This window comes from Acinetobacter sp. GW821-FHT09D10 (assembly GCF_059416285.1).
Genome location: NZ_JBWKOW010000007.1, coordinates 172068 through 190066 on the forward strand (window position 1 = coordinate 172068; position 17999 = coordinate 190066).

The window sequence follows — 17999 nt, forward strand, 5'->3', positions numbered from 1 at the left end:
ATAGCTTAACCTGAAATACGAAAGAGGGCGCTTATGAAAATAATCGCCCTCTTTTTATAACTATATTCAGTTAAATGTTTTCTGATCTGGTGTGTTCTAATTGTTGAACAATTTCATCCAAAGCTTTAATACGCTTAACTTGATCCCATAAGTTTTTAGCTTGTGGGTAGGCTTTAGTCATCATGCCTAACCATTGTTTATAACGACCAACCATGCCAATTTCTGTTTTTGCTTGACCATTTAAAAAGCGAATTTGTAAGTCAACAAGTTGTTCCCAACTGAATAATGCCTCATTCATATTTTCACGAATGCATTGTGTTAAGTCTGGGGTAGTCACAGCACCACGCCCAATCATTAAATCTTCACAGCCAGATTGTTGCTGACAGGCTCTAGCATCAGCATTGGTCCAGATTTCACCGTTGGCAATTACATTAATTTTTAATGCTTCTTTAATGGGAAGAATTTTTTCCCAATAAGCAGGCGGCGTATAACCATCTGCTTTAGTACGAGCGTGAACTGTCAACCAACTTGCACCAGCATCTTCAACAGCATGGGCATTTTCCATGGTGTGATTTTCATCTAGATAACCTAAACGCATTTTTGCTGAAACAGGAATATGAGGAGGTACCGCATCTCTTACCGCTTTAATCAGCATATGTACAACATCAGGTTCATCAAGAAGAACAGAGCCGCCTCGGTGTCGGTTTACCGTTTTTGCGGGACAACCGAAATTTAGATCAATTGCTGGCGCACCAAGCTCAACAACTTTCGCTGCATTTGCTGCCAGCATATCTGGATTGTTACCTAAGAACTGGACATGGACTGGTGTCCCAGCCGCCGTTTTACCGTCATTTTTTAATTCTGGACAAAAACTATAGTAGATATGGTCTGGCAAAATGCTGTCTGTAACTCGAATAAACTCGGTCACACACCAGTCGAAATGACCAACAGATGTGAGTGTATCCCGCATGATCGGGTCAGTTAAACCTTCCATTGGAGCGAGTATGAGTTTCACAGTCTGTGTCACCTGAGCAAAAAGAAAACAGCGTTATACGGGATATGTATAACGCTGTCTAGTATCGATGAAATTTTAATTAATTTAGAGACCCAAAATCATTTCAAGCACAAATTTACTACCAATAAAGCCAATGGCTAAAAGCACAAAACCGATTAAGGTAAAACGAATGGCCTTTTGTCCTCGCCATCCGAGTTTGTAATGGCCAATCAATAATGATCCATAGATAAACCAGGAAATAATACTAAATACGGTTTTATGAGCGAGATGTTGGGCAAAGAAGCTATCGATAGTCAAGAAACCAAAAGCGAGTGCAATTGTTAATAGAATAAAACCAGTAATGATGAGGTCAAATAACAAAGATTCCATCGCCTGAATTGATGGGAGTAAATTGACCCAAAAGCGTTTTTTTTGTTTCTTTTTGAGTTCACGATTTTGGAACCACAGCAAAATAGCGTGAATGGTTGCCATCAGTAAAACTGCATAGGCAGATAAAGACAGAATGATATGGACATCAAGGCCTAGGGAATGCTGTTCAATAAATTGATCGGGTCGGCTGAATGCAAAACCTAAAATTAGGCCAATAGCTGCTACAGGAATGCCTAACAAGTTTAACGGTACAATGGGGCGAAAAATACTAAAAATTAAACTTAACAACAGCATAAGCCACGATGTAAAAGATACTAAATTAAAAACATCGTAGTTAATTCCGGCTGGTGTCAGCATGGCGTGGCATAAAACTGTGCCGTGCAACAGGAGTGCCAAAGTTGCAACAACAGCAAATAACCATGGGTTTGGTTCACGTTTTGACATTAAACGAATAAACAGATACCAGAAAGAAGTGGTATATGCAATGAGTGCCAAAATTGTGTAAACCAAGGGGAGGCTAATCATGTCAAACCTTTTTCAGGATTAATTCATCTATATAAGATATAAATTCGCTGCGAACTAAAGTATCCTATAGCATTCTATGCATAAATTTTCTATTTCGAGAAAGATTTTTTTGCAACTAGCCATTTTAAGCGGATTTTGCAATGTTTGATACCTTAACAGAACGACTCACACAGAGTTTAAGAAATGTTACTGGCTCAGGGCAGCTGACCGAAGACAATATTAAAGATACCTTACGTGAAGTACGTATGGCACTTCTTGAAGCCGATGTCGCGTTACCTGTAACTCGTGAATTTATCGCGAAAGTTAAGGAAGAGGCATTGGGCCAGGAAGTGATGACTCAGTTATCGCCAGGCCAGGCATTTGTAAAAATTGTCTATGACGAACTCACCAAGATGATGGGTGAGGCGAATGAAACACTTGATTTAAGTGCTAAGCCTCCCGTTGTTGTATTACTTGCTGGTTTACAAGGTGCGGGTAAAACGACAACTGCCGCTAAGTTGGCACGTTTCTTAAAAGAGCGTCAAAAGAAAAAAGTAATGACGGTTTCTGCGGACGTTTACCGTCCAGCAGCGATTAAGCAGTTAGAAACTGTCTCTAACGAAGTTGGTGCTGGTTTTATTCCTTCAGATGCTTCTGAAAAGCCAATTGATATCGTTAATCGTGCAATTGAACAGGCAAAAATCCAATTTGCTGATGTATTGATTGTCGATACCGCAGGTCGTTTACATGTCGATGCAGACATGATGGACGAAATTAAAGAATTACATGCCGCTGTTAAGCCAACTGAAACTTTGTTCGTGGTTGATGCCATGACAGGTCAGGATGCTGCAAATACAGCTAAAGCCTTTAATGATGCATTGGCACTTACAGGTGTGATTCTCACTAAAACTGATGGTGATGCACGTGGTGGTGCAGCGCTTTCTGTGCGTGCAATTACGGGTAAGCCAATCAAGTTCTTGGGTATGGGTGAGAAGCTTGATGCTTTAGAACCATTCCACCCAGACCGTGTTGCTCAACGTATTTTAGGCATGGGTGACGTACTTTCTTTAGTCGAGGAAGTTGAACGTAAAATCGACAAAGAAAAAGCCGAAAAAATGGCTAAAAAATTGCAAAAAGGCGGCAGCTTCAACTTTGAAGATATGCTGATGCAATTTGAGCAAATGAAAAATATGGGCGGCATGATGGGCTTCTTAGATAAGTTGCCTGGCATGAGCGGTGCAGGAATTCAGCAGGCGATTGAGCAAGCGAATCCTGAAAAACAGGTCAAGAAAATGGAAGCTATTATCCAGTCGATGACCGTTAAAGAACGCCGTAATCCGGACCTGATGAACCCAAGCCGTAAAAAACGTATTGCAGCTGGTTGTGGTATGGATGTTGCTGAAGTGAATAAACTCATTAAGCAACAAGCACAAATGGCTAAAATGATGAAGAAGTTTGCGAATCCATCTGGTATGAGCAAAATGATGCGTTCATTAGGCAATATGCAAAAACAATTTGGCGGCGGCGGTGGCGGCGGAATGGGACCACTCTTTGGCAACAACGACCAAAAGAAATAAGCTGATAAAATATAAAAGGCGCATATAGCGCCTTTTATTTTGCCCTACATTTTAGTCTTTAGGATAATGAGCAATATATTGTTGTAATCCTTTGAGCAAAAGGTCAGTTTCTACGACTGGATTATATTTTTTCAAGAACTTGGCAAAAACAAGCGCATCTCCACCAGTAAGAAGCAGTTTTTTCGGAGATTGCTGCATAATATTTTCGATAGTACTAATAAGGCCTAACAAAATACCGTGATGGACTGCATCTACGGTGTTATTACCAGGATTTAGATTATCAAAAGCTGAGTCAGGAATTTTAATGCCTTTTGTATTTTGAATAAGTGCATCGCGTTGCAGATAAAGGTTGGGTAAAATGTACCCGCCTAAATGTTGTTTGCCTTGCGTTAAATCAATCGTTAAAGCTGTTCCACATCCAATAATACAATAGTTTTCATTAGCCTGAGCCACAGCAAGTACTTGTAACCAGCGGTCAATTCCGAGCTGACTGGGTACCTCATAGCCACACTTTAACTCAGCATATTCAGCATGAACTTTTGCAAAAACAACAGGAATTTCAAGCCATTTTAGAATTTGTTGAATACGTTGATTATTCTCGGCATCTAAGACGGATGACACTCCAATTCGATGTAGGCCTTGATGTTTAAAGTGTTGAATTAACCCAAGTAGTAGATCGGCAGGGGATTGCAAATGCAGTTCTGCAGCATGTTCAATAGTTTTGTGATTTTCAGTAATCCAGTATTTTAAACGAGTGTTCCCGATATCGAGCCATAAACTTTTCATGGAGAAACACCTGTTTATTGATTGATCTGTGGTCTTAAACGACCTTGATAAAACTGTTTAGGTTCTGGAGTTTCAAGTATGACGGCTCCATCATTGGAAATTCCAACAAAACGACCTTCTACTAGTCCTTGGCTATGCTCAAACTGCACGAATTGATTAATCCATGCGGCATGATGATTAAAACGGCCAGCTAAGTTGTAGCAGCCATGATCGAACCAGCGAGCTGCATTTTGAATAGCGATATACAGCTCTGAAACTAACTCAAGACGGCTGTTTTGCTCTAGACCTAAATCTTCTAAAGAGGTAATCGGCTGATCACTGTCGGTTACGGGTGGCGTTTTTAAATTAATGCCCACACCTACTATAGCCTGATGTTGCGAAAGGGGTTCAACTAAAATTCCACCCCATTTACCTTGCGCACTATATAAATCATTTGGCCATTTTACTTGTAAGCTTAGAGGCTGTAATTGAGGGATTTGCAAAATATTTAGAGCAACTTCAAGTGCTAAGCGCCCATCTAAGGGTGTTCGAGTTTGCACCAATGTGCTTAAATAAATGTTTCCTTCAGGTGAAATCCATTGCCGTTGATGTTGACCTCGCCCTTGAGTTTGTTGAGCACTGCAAACCAAGCCTGTTGTAATGCCTTTTTGGGCAATTTCACGAATATCATCATTGGTCGAAGTTGTGGTTGCTTTTAATAAAACCACTTCTGGAAGCTGGTTTTTTGCGCTTAAAAGTTGTTGTAGTTGGCGAGTCTCTAAATCCATGTTGAATATGAGCAGAGTGGTAAAACATTTATGGAGTTAATCATATATTTACTCATTGGCGCAATTGCTGGTTTTACTGCCGGATTGTTTGGGGTTGGTGGTGGATTAATTATTGTACCAATCCTCTATGTCGTTTTTACCCAGTTACACTATGACCCTGCGGTAATCATGCATATTGCAGTAGGAACATCACTTGCGACCATTATTGTAACGTCCTTTAGTTCGGTGTCGGCTCACCATAAAAAAGGAGCTGTACTTTGGCCAGTTTTTCGTAATTTAGCACCCGGGCTCATTATTGGTTCATTTTTGGGTGCTGGTATTGCTGATCTGATGTCTGGTCAACATTTGCAACTTCTTATAGGGATTTTTGCTGTTTTCATGGCTTATCGTATGTTTAAAGGTGCCCATGTTGTAGTTGATTCAACACGTCAGCTTCCTTCAGCATCTATGCAAGTGATAGCAGGTGGCGGAATTGGTGTTGCCTCTGCAATTTTTGGAATTGGGGGAGGAAGCCTAACCGTACCGTATTTAAACCGTCATGGCATCGTTATGCAAAAAGCAGTCGCAACTTCTGCTGCTTGTGGTTTACCTATTGCAATTGCGGGTGCAATTGGCTTCATGTGGTTTGGTGCTAAAGAACACATCTCTGTACCTAACACGATTGGTTATGTGCACATCTATGCTTTTATCGGCATTAGTATTATGAGTTTTATTACAGCCAAGTTTGGAGCAAAAGTCGCTCATGCATTGTCACCGCAAATGTTAAAAAAATGCTTTGCCTGTTTGTTAGTCGTGGTAGGTAGTTATTTTATTTATAAAGGCATTATGCACTAGAGAATAAAATATTAACCTTAAGAAAACTACGATGTAAGAGCTTGAATTTTTAGAAATTCGAGCTTTTTTTATTAAATAATATAATAACATTCGGGGCTTTTATTCATCCGATTTTGGTGTTGTTTTAAAATGGGTTGGCTTAAAATGCAATGAAATTGTCAGACAATGACATAGTTTTTAATCGATGGGATCAGTTAAAAACAAGGATGCGAAAGAAAATCATGGATTAATGCATATAAAAAGTAGCGGGTGATTTATGAATCTCGAAGAGACAGAAAGTCTTTCTGAGCAAATTGTCAAATATATTAGCGAACAGATCATTAGTGGCGAGCTGGTTGAAGGCGAACGTATTCAAGAACTACGTATTGCTAAAGAGCTTGACGTGAGCCGAGGATCAGTTCGTGAAGCATTGTTATTATTAGAGCGTACTCATTTAATTGAGATATTTCCACGCCGTGGGGCAATTGTTTCAGAAATGTCTGCACAGCAGGTTAAAGCACTGTTTGACACAAACATGATGTTATTGGGGCATATTGTTCAGCGAATAAGTGAAACATGGCGGGCACATGAAGCAGATCAATTACAGTTATTGTTAGAACAACTTCTTGAGCATGTAAAAGCAGGAGATATCGAGAAATTTTATGATGGTGTTTTCCAATATCTGGCTGAACAGCAAGATATGGTCGGAAATCCTTATCTAATGAAATTCTATAAAGAGTTATTGCCTTCATTACGTCGTAGTTATTTTTTGACCTTAAATACATCTAAACGAGAACTACAAGAAGCATTTGCATTATTTAAACTCGTGATTGATGCAATTTTGATCCGAAAATCACAACAAGCCGCTTTATTTATGGAAGATTTTTGTCGACACTTACGTAACCTTGTGTTGGAATCGCTGACACGAATGAAACAGATTGAATTGGCCTGGGCAAGACGCTCACGCCGCTAGTTAGGGCATTATGCGTTTAAGCAGTTTAAAACTTTCCGGCTTTAAATCTTTTGCAGATAGTACAACTTTAAATTTTAAGGCTAACCGCACAGCAGTGGTTGGTCCAAATGGTTGTGGCAAATCAAATGTAATTGATGCCATTCGTTGGGTGATGGGTGAATCAAATGCTCGTCAACTGCGTGGTGGTAGCATGCAAGATGTTATTTTCACAGGAACTTCCAAACGCAAGCCAGTTGGTGTGGCGAGTGTTGAGCTACGTTTTGATAATACGTATGGCAAGTTAGGTGGATCCTATAATGCTTATAATGAGTTAGCTGTTCGTCGTCAGGTCACCCGTGAAGGAAAATCCGAATATTTCTTAAATGGCACACGTTGTCGCCGTCGTGATATTACCGATATTTTCTTGGGAACAGGGTTGGGACCACGTTCTTATGCGGTGATTGAACAGGGCATGATTAACCGTCTGGTTGATGCCAAGCCTGAAGAAATGCGTATCTTTATTGAAGAGGCAGCAGGCGTTTCACGCTATCAAGCTCGTCGACGCGAAACTTTGCAACATCTTGAACATACTGAGCAAAACCTTTCACGTTTAGAAGATATTGCCCTCGAGTTAAAATCGCAGCTTAAGACGCTTAAACGCCAATCCGAAGCGGCAGTTCAATATAAAACTTTAGAAGGTCAGATTCGTACGCTTAAGATTGAAATTTTATCTTTTCAGGCAGATAAAAGCGTACGCTTACAAGAAGAATATACAGTTCAAATGAATGAACTGGGCGAAACTTTTAAATTGGTTCGCTCTGAGTTAAGTACGATTGAACATGATTTGGAAGCAACTAGTGCTTTATTTCAGCGACTCATTCAGCAATCTTCACCACTACAACACGAATGGCAGCAAGCTGAAAAAAAACTATCTGAACTGAAAATGACTCTGGAACAAAAACAGAGTTTATACCAGCAAAACAGTACGACTCTCGTTCAATTAGAACAGCAAAGATTCCAAACTAAAGAACGTTTACAGCTTTCTGAATTGCAACTTGAAACGTTGAATAATCAGTTAGATGAACAAACTGAAGCCTTAACTGCAATTGAGCATACTGCAACGGAAGCTGAACAAAACTTTGCTGATTTACAATCCCAGCAAAAACAAGCACAACAACAGTTTGAACAAGTAAAAGCTCAGGTTGAAAAACAACAGCAGCAAAAAATGCAAATGTCTGCCCAAATTGAGCAGTTAGGCAAAAATGTTTTAAGAATTGAGCAGCAAAAAGAAACGTTGCAACATCAATCAAGTCAGATTCAATCGCATGTTCATGAAGATGAGCAGGATGAGCTTGAGCAACTGCAACAGCAGCTTTGTCGGGAAATTGTGACACTTGAGACTGAAATTGAGCAGCTTTCACAGCGTTTAGAGCAATCTCAACAGCAACATCAGGTAAGCAGAAATCAGCAGCAAAGCCTGAAAACAGAAATACAGGTTTTGTTATCTGAACAGAAGAATTTAAGCCAGCTTGTTGCTAAGCAAAGCCCAAAGCAACATCAAGATACTCTACGTTTAATGCAGGCTTTGCAATTAACAGAGCAGGGAAAACTGCATGCGCAGATTATTGAAAAGTTTTTAGCAAAATGGTTGCAAGCTCATATTCTGGAAGCTGAACAAGCTTTTCAAGAAGGAGTTTCCCGTCAGTTAAAACCTTCAGAGCAAATAAATCAATTTAAGCAAAACTTAGCTTGTTTAAATGACTGGATTGAATCTCCAAAGCTATCAATTTTTTCGAATGTAGCGATTGCACAAGATTTGGCCCATGCTTTAAATGAGCAAAAGCAACTGCAACATGGTCAGTCTATTTTGACTTTAGATGGTTATCATGTTGGGCAGGATTGGGTCATTGCTCTTATGTATGATGACGAGAGTCAAAGTGCACAAGGGATCCTCAGTCATCGCATTCGTTTAGATGAAATTGAACAAGTTCTTGAAAAGCAACAACCCGAATTACAAACATTAGATCAAATTGTAGTTCAGCAAAAAGATGAACTAGGGCAGTTGCAGTCTGATGTGCAACAGAAACAGCAAGTTGTTAAACAAAAACAAAAAGACTTACAACAGCTTGATGTGCAAATTGCTAAACAGCAAACCGCTGCACAAGCATTTTTACTGCAAAAACAGCAATTGAAAGATCAACTCAGTCAGTTAGATATGCAACTTGAAGAAGATGCGATGCAAAAAGATGATCTGGAGATTGATTTACATGCGCTAGCAATCAAGCTTGAAACCATTTTACCTGACTATAAAACATTGCAATTTCGGGTAGAAGAGTTAACAGAGCAACTAGAGGAACAACAACAAGCTCTGCATCAGCAACAACAAGAACGTGAAATTTTACGTCGTAACAGTACGCAAACGACTCAACAGATCGAGTTGCTTGAAAAAGATATTTCGTTCTTGCAGAGCCAATATCAGCAAATTAATGCTCAAATGGAACAGGCGAAAAAATTTGTTGATCCTATTCAGTTAGAGTTGCCAAATCTTGAGTCCGAATTTCAGCAACAATTTGCTCAAACTGAAAAGTTGCAAAAGAACTGGAATGAATGGCAGCTTGAATTAAATAGTGTGCAGGAGAAACAACAAACCCTGACAGATCAGCGCCATCAGTATCAACAAAAAGATGAGCAGCTCAGAGAACAACTTGAAACGAAACGTTTGGCATGGCAAGCAGCTAAGTCAGATCGTGAACATTACCAAGAACAGCTTAAAGAGCTAAATGCTGAGCTCCAAAAGGGCTTACAAATCGACTTAACCGAGCACCAGCAAAAACTGGAAAAAGTACAGAAACAATTTGAAAAAATCGGTGCGGTTAATCTTGCTGCTTCACAAGAGTTTGAAGAAGTTTCCCAGCGGTTTGATGAGTTGAGTCACCAGATTCAAGATCTGGAAAATACGGTAACTCAACTAAAAGATGCGATGAAAAGCATTGATCAGGAAACACGTAAGTTGTTTATGGCAACGTTTGATCAGATTAATCAAGAATTGCAAAATCTGTTTCCAAAGGTCTTTAATGGTGGTGAAGCAAGTTTAAGTCTTGAAGATGACTGGCAATCTGGTGTTAAACTGATGGCTAGACCGCCGGGTAAGAAAAATAGTTCTCTAGCATTACTTTCCGGTGGAGAAAAGGCTTTAACAGCTTTAGCATTAGTATTTGCGATTTTTAGATTGAATCCGGCACCGTTTTGTGTGTTAGATGAAGTGGACGCACCACTTGATGATGCGAATGTTCAGAGATATTGTAATTTGGTAAAAGAGCTTTCTGAACATGTACAATTCATTTACATTACACATAATAAGCTGGCGATGACCATGGCAACTGATTTGTTGGGTGTGACCATGCCTGAACCGGGTACATCAAAATTAGTCACTGTCGATTTAGAACAGGCAAAAGAATACGGGTTAGTTTCGGAGTCATAGAATGGAAATCAATACGATTATTGGCATCGTTGTCGCCATTATTATTATGCTAATTGGCTTAAAAATGATTTTAAAAAAGTCAAACCATGCTGAACCCTCATTAGACAGTGATTTGCATATTAATCCTGATAGTAATCAGCCAGTTATACCTAGGCATGTGAGAGATCAGCTTGAGCAAGCTGAAGCCGAGGGTGTATCGGCGATTAGCGCAGAGCGAGTAGAACCGACTTTAAATGCGGCGTTACAAGTCAGTGAAACAAAACAAACAGAAACTTTGGCTGTAGAACCAACTAAATCAATTTCGGCCGAACAAATTCAACCAGTTGTTGAAACGTCTCCAGATGAAATTAAATCTGAAGAAACTGTAAAAAGCTCTACCATTAACATAGATCGTTCAGTTGAGTTGGTTGATACGGTTTCTGTCAAATCGGAAGAAAGCTTGGAACCTGAAAGCGAAAAGGCTGAGCCTGAGTTAAGTTTGAATCCAAATATTGAAACTGCCGAAATTGCTGAATTTGAAGGTGAGAGTAATATTCTGGATGTGCATTTACATGAACAGCAGCGCTATGATGATGAAAGTGCATTAGCGATGGCTGAGCAGATTATTGCGTTAAATGTCTATCCGAACCCTCGTCGCGCGTTGTCTGGTGATAAAGCACTTAAAGTACTGCTGAAATACGGTTTACGTTATGGCGAAATGTCATGTTTCCATCGCTATGAAAATACTGATGAGCCGAGCGTACTTATGTTTTCAGTACTGCGTATGACTGACAATGGACCAGCTGGGTTTGATCTTGAAACCTTATCTACTGAACAAGTCCAAGGGTTGGCATTTTTCCTTGCGCTTCCAAACAGTAAAGCTGTAACTGGTTTTGACATGATGGCGAGTATTGCAGGTTTAATTGCTCGTGAAATTGATGGCAAAGTTTATGATGAGAATAATCTTGAATTTACACCACAGTTAAAAGAGCACTGGCGTCATCATGTGATTGATTATCGTCCGGCACAGGCGACCGCCTAGTTTTAATTTTTTACATTCGTTGCGATAATTGCAACATATCTAGTCGCAGTTCAGGGTGGAGAAATTTCCACCCTTTTTTTATGGTGAATAACATAATGGCAACAACTTCCGTGATCGAACAGATGCGTCAGCTTATTCAACTGATTGCAAAGCATAACCATGCATATTATGTGATGGATCAGCCGACAATCTCGGACAGTGAATATGATCATTTATTTCACCAGTTAAAAGCTTTAGAAGAGCAATATCCAGAACAGATTCAATCAGATTCTCCAACTACAAAGGTAGGCGGACAAGCACTCTCTAAATTTCAAAGTGTGACCCATGTAGTTCCTATGCTTTCTTTGGGGAATGTTTTTAATCAGGAAGACTTGTTTGCATTTGCACGCCGTGTCGAAGAGCGTTTGCCCAATCAAAAAGTACAATATGAAGTAGAACTAAAACTCGATGGTCTTGCGATTTCGCTTTGGTATGAAAACGGTGTGTTACTCCGTGGGGTTACACGTGGTGACGGAGAAACCGGAGAAGACATTACCCAGAACGTTAAAACAATTCGCAACTTGCCTAAAGTGTTGCATTCGGATCATTTTGAAATTCCACGATTGCTTGAAGTACGTGGTGAAGTGCTCATGCCAAAGTCTGGCTTTGAAAAACTCAATGCCGATCAGGAAGCAAAAGGCGATAAAACATTTGCGAACCCACGTAATGCAGCAGCTGGTAGTTTAAGACAGCTCGATCCAAATATTGCTGCTGGTAGACCGTTAGCATTTTATGCTTACGGTATTGCACAGTGCGAACCAAATCATGGCTTAACCACGATGCATGATAGCCTGCAATGGCTAACACAACTTGGATTTGAAATTGCTGAGCGTCAATATCTATGTAATTCAATTCAAGAAGTACAACAACGCTACGAGCAAATTCAGCAAGAACGTCCCGATTTACAAGTTGAAATTGATGGAATGGTCGTAAAGGTTGATGACTTAAAGCAACAACAACAACTTGGTTTTTTAAGTCGTGAGCCACGTTGGGCAACTGCTTATAAATTCCCTGCACAAGCTGCATTAACTACGGTTGATCAGATTGATTGGCAAGTGGGGCGTACAGGTACTTTGACTCCTGTAGCACGCTTAAACCCTGTATTTGTGGGGGGTGTGACGGTTTCCAATGTGACTTTACACAATATTGGTGAAATCCATCGTCTTGATGTACGTGTTGGCGATACAGTTAGTGTTTACCGTACCGGCGATGTTATTCCTAAAGTTGAAAAAGTCTGGCCGGAATTCCGTTCACCTGACGCTGAAATTGTACATTTACCTGAAAGCTGTCCTGTTTGTGCCTCACCCGTTGTAATGCCTGAAGGGGAAGCTTTAGCGCGTTGTTCTGGTGGTCTTTATTGTGCTGCTCAGCGAATTGAAGCCATTCGTCATTTCGTGTCACGCAAGGCTCTTGATATTGAAGGTTTGGGCGATCGTTGGGTAGAGTCTTTATTACATCTCGATTTACTCAAAGATGTTGCCGATATCTATCATTTACATGAGCATCGAGAAACTTTACTTGGCATTGAAAAAATGGGCGAGAAGTCGGTACAAAATCTGATTGATGCCATCGAAGCCAGTAAAAAAACAACTCTTGCGCGTTTTATTTATGCTTTAGGAATTCGTGGGGTAGGTGAAACTACTGCCAGAATGTTAGCCAATACTTTCCAAACTTTAGAAGCCCTAAAAGCTGCCGATGTTGAAGCTTTAAAGAAAACACCGGATGTAGGCGATATTACCGCAGAATGGATTGCTGACTTTTTCTTGGCGCCTCATAACCTTGAAGTGCTAGATCGTTTAATTGCAGCAGGAATTCATTGGGATGCGCCGACTGCACCAACACGTCAGCCATTAAATGGCGAGAGTTGGGTTTTAACAGGCACATTAGAGCAAATGACCCGTGATCAGGCGACTCAAATGCTACAAGCATTAGGCGCGCGCGTGAGCGGTAGTGTGTCAAGTAAAACCAAATGTGTTGTTGCGGGTGAGAAGGCTGGTTCTAAATTAGAAAAAGCAGCAAAACTTGGTATTGTCGTTATGAATGAGACTGATTTCTTATCACTTATGGCGAGCTATGGGCAGACCTTAAGCGAATAAACCTACCGAAATAAGAACCATTGATTTTAGTTACAAATTTATAAATTGATGGTTTATGTCATATTTTAACGCTTGTCTGAGCTTACAAATCGGACAAGCGTTTCTTTTTACAGAGAAAATTTAATTAACTTAAACTGCAAATGCGTATGTTTCTCATTTTAATTTTATAAAAATCATAAACTTAACTATTTTTTGCTTTGCAATCATTTTTAAGATTGCCCATAATAGTTCTCATACGATAGGAGATTTATTATGCGTGGCAATCCAGAAGTCATAGACTATTTAAATATGCTCATTGGCGGAGAATTGGCTGCCCGTGATCAATATCTAATCCATTCTCGTATGTACGAAGATTGGGGTTTAAATAAAATTTATGAACGTATTGATCATGAGATGCAAGAAGAAGCTTCTCATGCTGATGCGATCATTCGCCGTGTATTGTTTTTAGGTGCTAAACCAAACATGCATCGTGAAGACATTAATGTCGGTACAGACGTTGTATCTTGTTTAAAAGCTGATTTGGCGCTTGAATATCATGTTCGTGAAAAATTAGCGACAGGTATCAAACTCTGTGAAGAGAAAGGCGATTACATTAGCCGTGATATGTTACGTCAACAATTATCTGATACTGAAGAAGACCATACCTACTGGTTAGAAAAGCAATTACGTTTAATTGAGTTGATTGGCTTACAAAACTATATTCAATCTCAAATTTAATAAAAGGACCCAGCTAAGGCTGGGTTTTTTATTGGCTTATTTTAATAAAACTAACTCATCGCTTAAATGTTAATTTTGTCAAATTTAATATATTCAAAGCCTTACTATATAAGGCTTTGGTAGTTACAAAAAAGTCAGAAAAATTGTATCACACCCCCTATTTTTTTTATGAAATTGGATATAATTTCGCCAACAAAACCCTTGCCTAGAAACTTCATGAGGCAAGGGTTTTTCTATGGAAAATCGGTTGGTATGGATCGCCAATGATTTTATGGTGAGTTCGCGAAATATGTTATTTACCAAACCTGCTGTTTTAGATACAGCTACTCTCTTAAGCACACAGCGTCTTGCAACACGACTAAGCTTTTTTAGCTTAGGTTTTGCGACCGCAGCTTGGGCACCTCTTATTCCTTTTGCACAGCAACGTTTAAACCTCAATCATGCCGATTTTGGTTTGCTTTTGCTTTGTATGGGTATCGGCTCAATGATTGCGATGCCTGCGACTGGTGCTTTAGTCAAGCGTTGGGGATGTCGGCCATTAATTGCGTTGGCATTGATGCTGTTAATGGTGTTATTACCTAGCCTAACGATGTGGAACAGCATTGTGATGATGGCTGTAGCATTATTTGTGTTTGGGTCGGCAGCAGGCTGTCTTGGGGTAGCTATAAATTTACAGGCAGTGGTTGTTGAAAAACATAGCCTGCGAGCTCTGATGTCTAGCTTCCATGGAATGTGTAGTCTTGGCGGCTTAACTGGGGCTATGCTGGTGACTGCATTATTGGCAGTAGGTCTTTCTCCATTAATGAGTACTTTGTCTGTTGTAATGATTTTGCTCGTTATTGGTGCAGTTGCTATTCCTCCTTGTTTAACGTCTTTTGAACAGGATGAAAAGCCACATCAAGAAGCCGATACATCTAAAAAACTCTATCGACCTAACGGCATTATTCTGCTTATTGGCATCATGTGTTTTATTGCCTTTTTATCAGAAGGTGCAGCAATGGATTGGGGTGGTATTTATTTAACAAGTAAGTATGAACTTAATCCAGCCTTTGCTGGTCTTGCTTATACCTTTTTTGCTCTGAGCATGACGACTGGACGTTTTATGGGCCATATCTTGCTAAAGCAATGGGGTGAAAAAAATGTTGTAACTTATAGTGCCATTGGTGCAGCAATTGGTATGGCGGTTATTGTGACTGCACCCGTATGGCAAGTGGTTGTATTAGGCTATGCACTTTTAGGGTTAGGCTGTTCCAATATTGTGCCAGTGATGTTTTCTCGCGTAGGTCGACAAAACGATATGCCTAAAGCAGCAGCACTTTCTTTAGTATCAACGATTGCCTATACAGGTTCATTAAGTGGACCAGCTTTAATTGGTTTAATTGGTGAATGGACTGGTCTAAGTACAGTTTTAACAGGTGTAGCAGTATTACTATTTATTATTGCTTTACTTAATCGCTTTACACTCGCAAAGGCGAATTAATTTATAAATAATAGAAACAATCTAAAGAACATCGAGAAATTTAATTTCTCGATGTTCTTTTATTTAGATTTATAAAACATGATAGATAGATTGATAATTGTCTTGTAATAAGCGCTGAGGTTTCATCAGTAAAGTTGGTGTTTTTTCCAAATCATCTAAGAAATCGTTTCTCCAATGAGTAAGATCAGATGCTGATAAACCCTCTATCAATTGTTGATAACGATTAATACGCTCAGCTTTAGACATCTCTAAAGCCATTTTTAAAGCATCCATCATTGCCGCTCTGTCTTGCGGATCAACAATCAAGGCTTGAGACATCTGCTCAGCAGCACCAGCATATTTAGATAAAATGAGAACACCCGGATTCTCCGGATCTTGAGCTGCAATATATTCTTTAGCGACTAGGTTCATACCATCGCGTAGTGAACTAATCCAACAAATATCAGAGTGACGATAAATATGCATGAGATTATGGTGTTGAACTGGATCATAGCAACAATCTACAGGTCTCCAATCTTCATGTGCAAACTCTTCATTGATCAATTCCAGCTTGGTCTTAAAACGTTCGTATAAACGTTGATAAACTGCAATATCAGTACGTGACGGTGTTGCAACTTGCAGATGTCGGACTAAGCCATGATATTCAGGATTAGTTTCTAAGAAGGTTGCAAATGCATTAAAACGTTCAAGTAAACCTTTTGAATAATCAATTCGGTCAACCCCAATGATTGTTTTTTGACGAGGTATTTCTTCAAAATTAAACACACAAGGGCTTAGTAAATCTTGTTGCGCTTGTTTTTGAATAAGTTCTGGCTGAACGCCAATTGGGTACGATTTAATGAGTATTTGACGTTTTTTGTAGCTAATACTGTCGCGGTGAATTTTCTGAGCTTCAAGTAAACTTAAACATGTTTGCATACATGCATTTTGATCAATCTGGGTTTGTACGCCAATTACATCATATTGGCTCAAGTCTTGAATTAACTCTCGGGCCACGGGAATTTTGAGCCAGATGTTCAGGCTAGCAAAAGGGATATGTAGAAAGAAACCAATTTTATTTTGCATGCCTAATTCACGGCAGTAACGGGCTACACTAAAAAAATGATAATCATGTATCCAGATGATATCTTCAGGCTGAGCCAGCTGTTTTAACTTTTCAGCGAATAATCGATTGACCTTTTGATAGGTATTATATTCTTGCGAATCATATTCAATAAGATCCTCTCGGTCATGCATCGCTGGCCACAGAACCTTATTTGCAAAACCACAGTAATATTGCGCGTATTGTTGATGGGTGAGAGGGCAGGTGATGTAGTCAATTCCCTGAGAATAGGCCTGCTCAAATTCTGGCGCTTCGCTATCGATAATTTGCTGACCATTCCAGCCTAACCAAATACCATTGCTATCATTCAATGCATCTTGTACAGCTACAGCAAGGCCACCTGCTGAAGCCTTACCGGATGGCATACTTATTCGGTTCGATAATACGATTAATTTAGACATATTTTTTCTCCATTCTGATTTCGGCTATTTTTGACATATAAGTTTTTTATTCTGTTTTGAAATAAAAAAAGAAAATTAGCGACGGCATCGATATCTTTTAATCTATATTTGGCATGTGTTTCACCAGAACCTACTTTAATGGTGAGGCCAGATTGCTGATTAATACACATAAAACCAGATTCATCTGTTAAATCATCTCCTATAAAAATAGGTAACGCTGAGGGTAAATTAAGATGATTTAATATAGTTTGAATTGCTTTACCTTTATCAGCTTGGTCAGGAATTAATTCAACAATAAATTTTCCCTTATTTATTTTTAATTGGGGGTAAAAGGATTTAATTTGCTGCATTATATTAAATGCATTATTTTCTAAGTTTGGGTTTTTACGATAATGTAAAGCAATAGAATATCCTTTATCTTCAATTAATAGTTCAGGATGTTTCTCACAAGATTTTATAATATCTTGTTTTAATTTTTTAAAATTAATACTGCTTAAATCTGGTCGAATATAATTATCTGAACCAAAATAAATATCTAAACCATGTAAACCTGCGATCGGAACTTCAATAGGGTGTAGCAGCTTGCCTGCTGTATCTATATCACGACCTGTTACAGCAATAACTGGAATATTTAATTCAATAATTTTTTTTATAATTTCTAATGTGGTTTTTGGAATTAAACTCTGCTCAGGATTGATTTTAAATGGTGCTAAAGTTCCATCAATATCTAAAAATAAGCAGTAATTTTTATCTAAGGATAAAGTATTTATAATATCACTGGGTGTAACAAAATATGTGTTTTTCTCTCTCCCATCAGATATTGTACTTTGACTGTTCATATTAGCCTTCCCAATATTTTTTTGATCAATAATTAATCTT

Annotated in this window: 14 protein-coding genes; 8 read left to right on the forward strand and 6 right to left on the reverse strand. The window is 39.1% G+C overall.

Going from position 1 to position 17999, the window contains the following annotated elements; translation table 11 throughout:
- Positions 1-70 precede the first annotated feature (70 nt).
- Both AC07M3_RS15590 and AC07M3_RS15595 read right to left on the reverse strand, forming a co-directional pair.
- Positions 71-1015, reverse strand: a complete 945-nt coding sequence (locus AC07M3_RS15590) for a tRNA dihydrouridine synthase (RefSeq protein WP_026056231.1) — start codon at positions 1013-1015, stop codon at positions 71-73.
- Positions 1016-1099: 84 nt separating this feature from the next.
- Complete coding sequence (locus tag AC07M3_RS15595; RefSeq protein ID WP_004641527.1) at positions 1100-1909, reverse strand: cytochrome C assembly family protein; 810 nt, start codon at positions 1907-1909, stop codon at positions 1100-1102.
- A 140-nt stretch (positions 1910-2049) separates the two neighbouring features.
- Between AC07M3_RS15595 and ffh the strand changes: the two genes are divergently transcribed.
- Entirely contained in the window at positions 2050-3465 is a 1416-nt protein-coding gene (gene ffh, locus AC07M3_RS15600) for a signal recognition particle protein (protein ID WP_307012960.1), read from the forward strand.
- Between the two features lie 51 nt (positions 3466-3516).
- Here the strand turns inward: ffh and AC07M3_RS15605 are convergent, their stop codons facing one another.
- Both AC07M3_RS15605 and AC07M3_RS15610 read right to left on the reverse strand, forming a co-directional pair.
- The gene (locus AC07M3_RS15605; protein WP_494567705.1) at positions 3517-4251 is read right to left on the reverse strand and encodes a pantothenate kinase; all 735 of its coding nucleotides are present in this window, start codon (positions 4249-4251) and stop codon (positions 3517-3519) included.
- 14 nt (positions 4252-4265) lie between these two features.
- On the reverse strand, positions 4266-5018 hold the full coding sequence (locus tag AC07M3_RS15610; protein WP_092709275.1) for a biotin--[acetyl-CoA-carboxylase] ligase: 753 nt from the start codon (positions 5016-5018) through the stop codon (positions 4266-4268).
- Between the two features lie 30 nt (positions 5019-5048).
- Between AC07M3_RS15610 and AC07M3_RS15615 the strand changes: the two genes are divergently transcribed.
- From AC07M3_RS15615 to AC07M3_RS15645, 7 genes are all read left to right on the forward strand, one after another.
- Complete coding sequence (locus tag AC07M3_RS15615) at positions 5049-5852, forward strand: sulfite exporter TauE/SafE family protein (protein ID WP_494567706.1); 804 nt, start codon at positions 5049-5051, stop codon at positions 5850-5852.
- 256 nt (positions 5853-6108) lie between these two features.
- Positions 6109-6804, forward strand: coding sequence for a GntR family transcriptional regulator (locus tag AC07M3_RS15620; protein WP_003653383.1), 696 nt, complete (start codon positions 6109-6111; stop codon positions 6802-6804).
- Between the two features lie 10 nt (positions 6805-6814).
- Positions 6815-10264: a chromosome segregation protein SMC gene (gene smc / locus AC07M3_RS15625; RefSeq protein WP_494567707.1), complete on the forward strand. Its 3450-nt coding sequence runs from the start codon at positions 6815-6817 to the stop codon at positions 10262-10264.
- A 1-nt stretch (position 10265) separates the two neighbouring features.
- Positions 10266-11285, forward strand: coding sequence for a cell division protein ZipA C-terminal FtsZ-binding domain-containing protein (locus AC07M3_RS15630; RefSeq protein WP_494567708.1), 1020 nt, complete (start codon positions 10266-10268; stop codon positions 11283-11285).
- A gap of 95 nt (positions 11286-11380) precedes the next feature.
- On the forward strand, positions 11381-13420 hold the full coding sequence (ligA, locus tag AC07M3_RS15635) for an NAD-dependent DNA ligase LigA (RefSeq protein WP_494567709.1): 2040 nt from the start codon (positions 11381-11383) through the stop codon (positions 13418-13420).
- Between the two features lie 252 nt (positions 13421-13672).
- The gene (gene ftn / locus AC07M3_RS15640) at positions 13673-14137 is read left to right on the forward strand and encodes a heteropolymeric bacterioferritin subunit Ftn (protein ID WP_001214863.1); all 465 of its coding nucleotides are present in this window, start codon (positions 13673-13675) and stop codon (positions 14135-14137) included.
- A gap of 289 nt (positions 14138-14426) precedes the next feature.
- Positions 14427-15617: an MFS transporter gene (locus AC07M3_RS15645; protein WP_494567735.1), complete on the forward strand. Its 1191-nt coding sequence runs from the start codon at positions 14427-14429 to the stop codon at positions 15615-15617.
- Positions 15618-15686: 69 nt separating this feature from the next.
- On the opposite strand, the gene AC07M3_RS15650 is transcribed toward AC07M3_RS15645, so the two are convergent.
- Both AC07M3_RS15650 and otsB read right to left on the reverse strand, forming a co-directional pair.
- Entirely contained in the window at positions 15687-17120 is a 1434-nt protein-coding gene (locus AC07M3_RS15650; RefSeq protein WP_494567710.1) for an alpha,alpha-trehalose-phosphate synthase (UDP-forming), read from the reverse strand.
- Positions 17108-17959, reverse strand: a complete 852-nt coding sequence (gene otsB / locus AC07M3_RS15655) for a trehalose-phosphatase (RefSeq protein ID WP_494567711.1) — start codon at positions 17957-17959, stop codon at positions 17108-17110. Before otsB ends, AC07M3_RS15650 begins: the two co-directional genes overlap by 13 nt.
- Between the last annotated feature and the right edge of the window lie 40 nt (positions 17960-17999).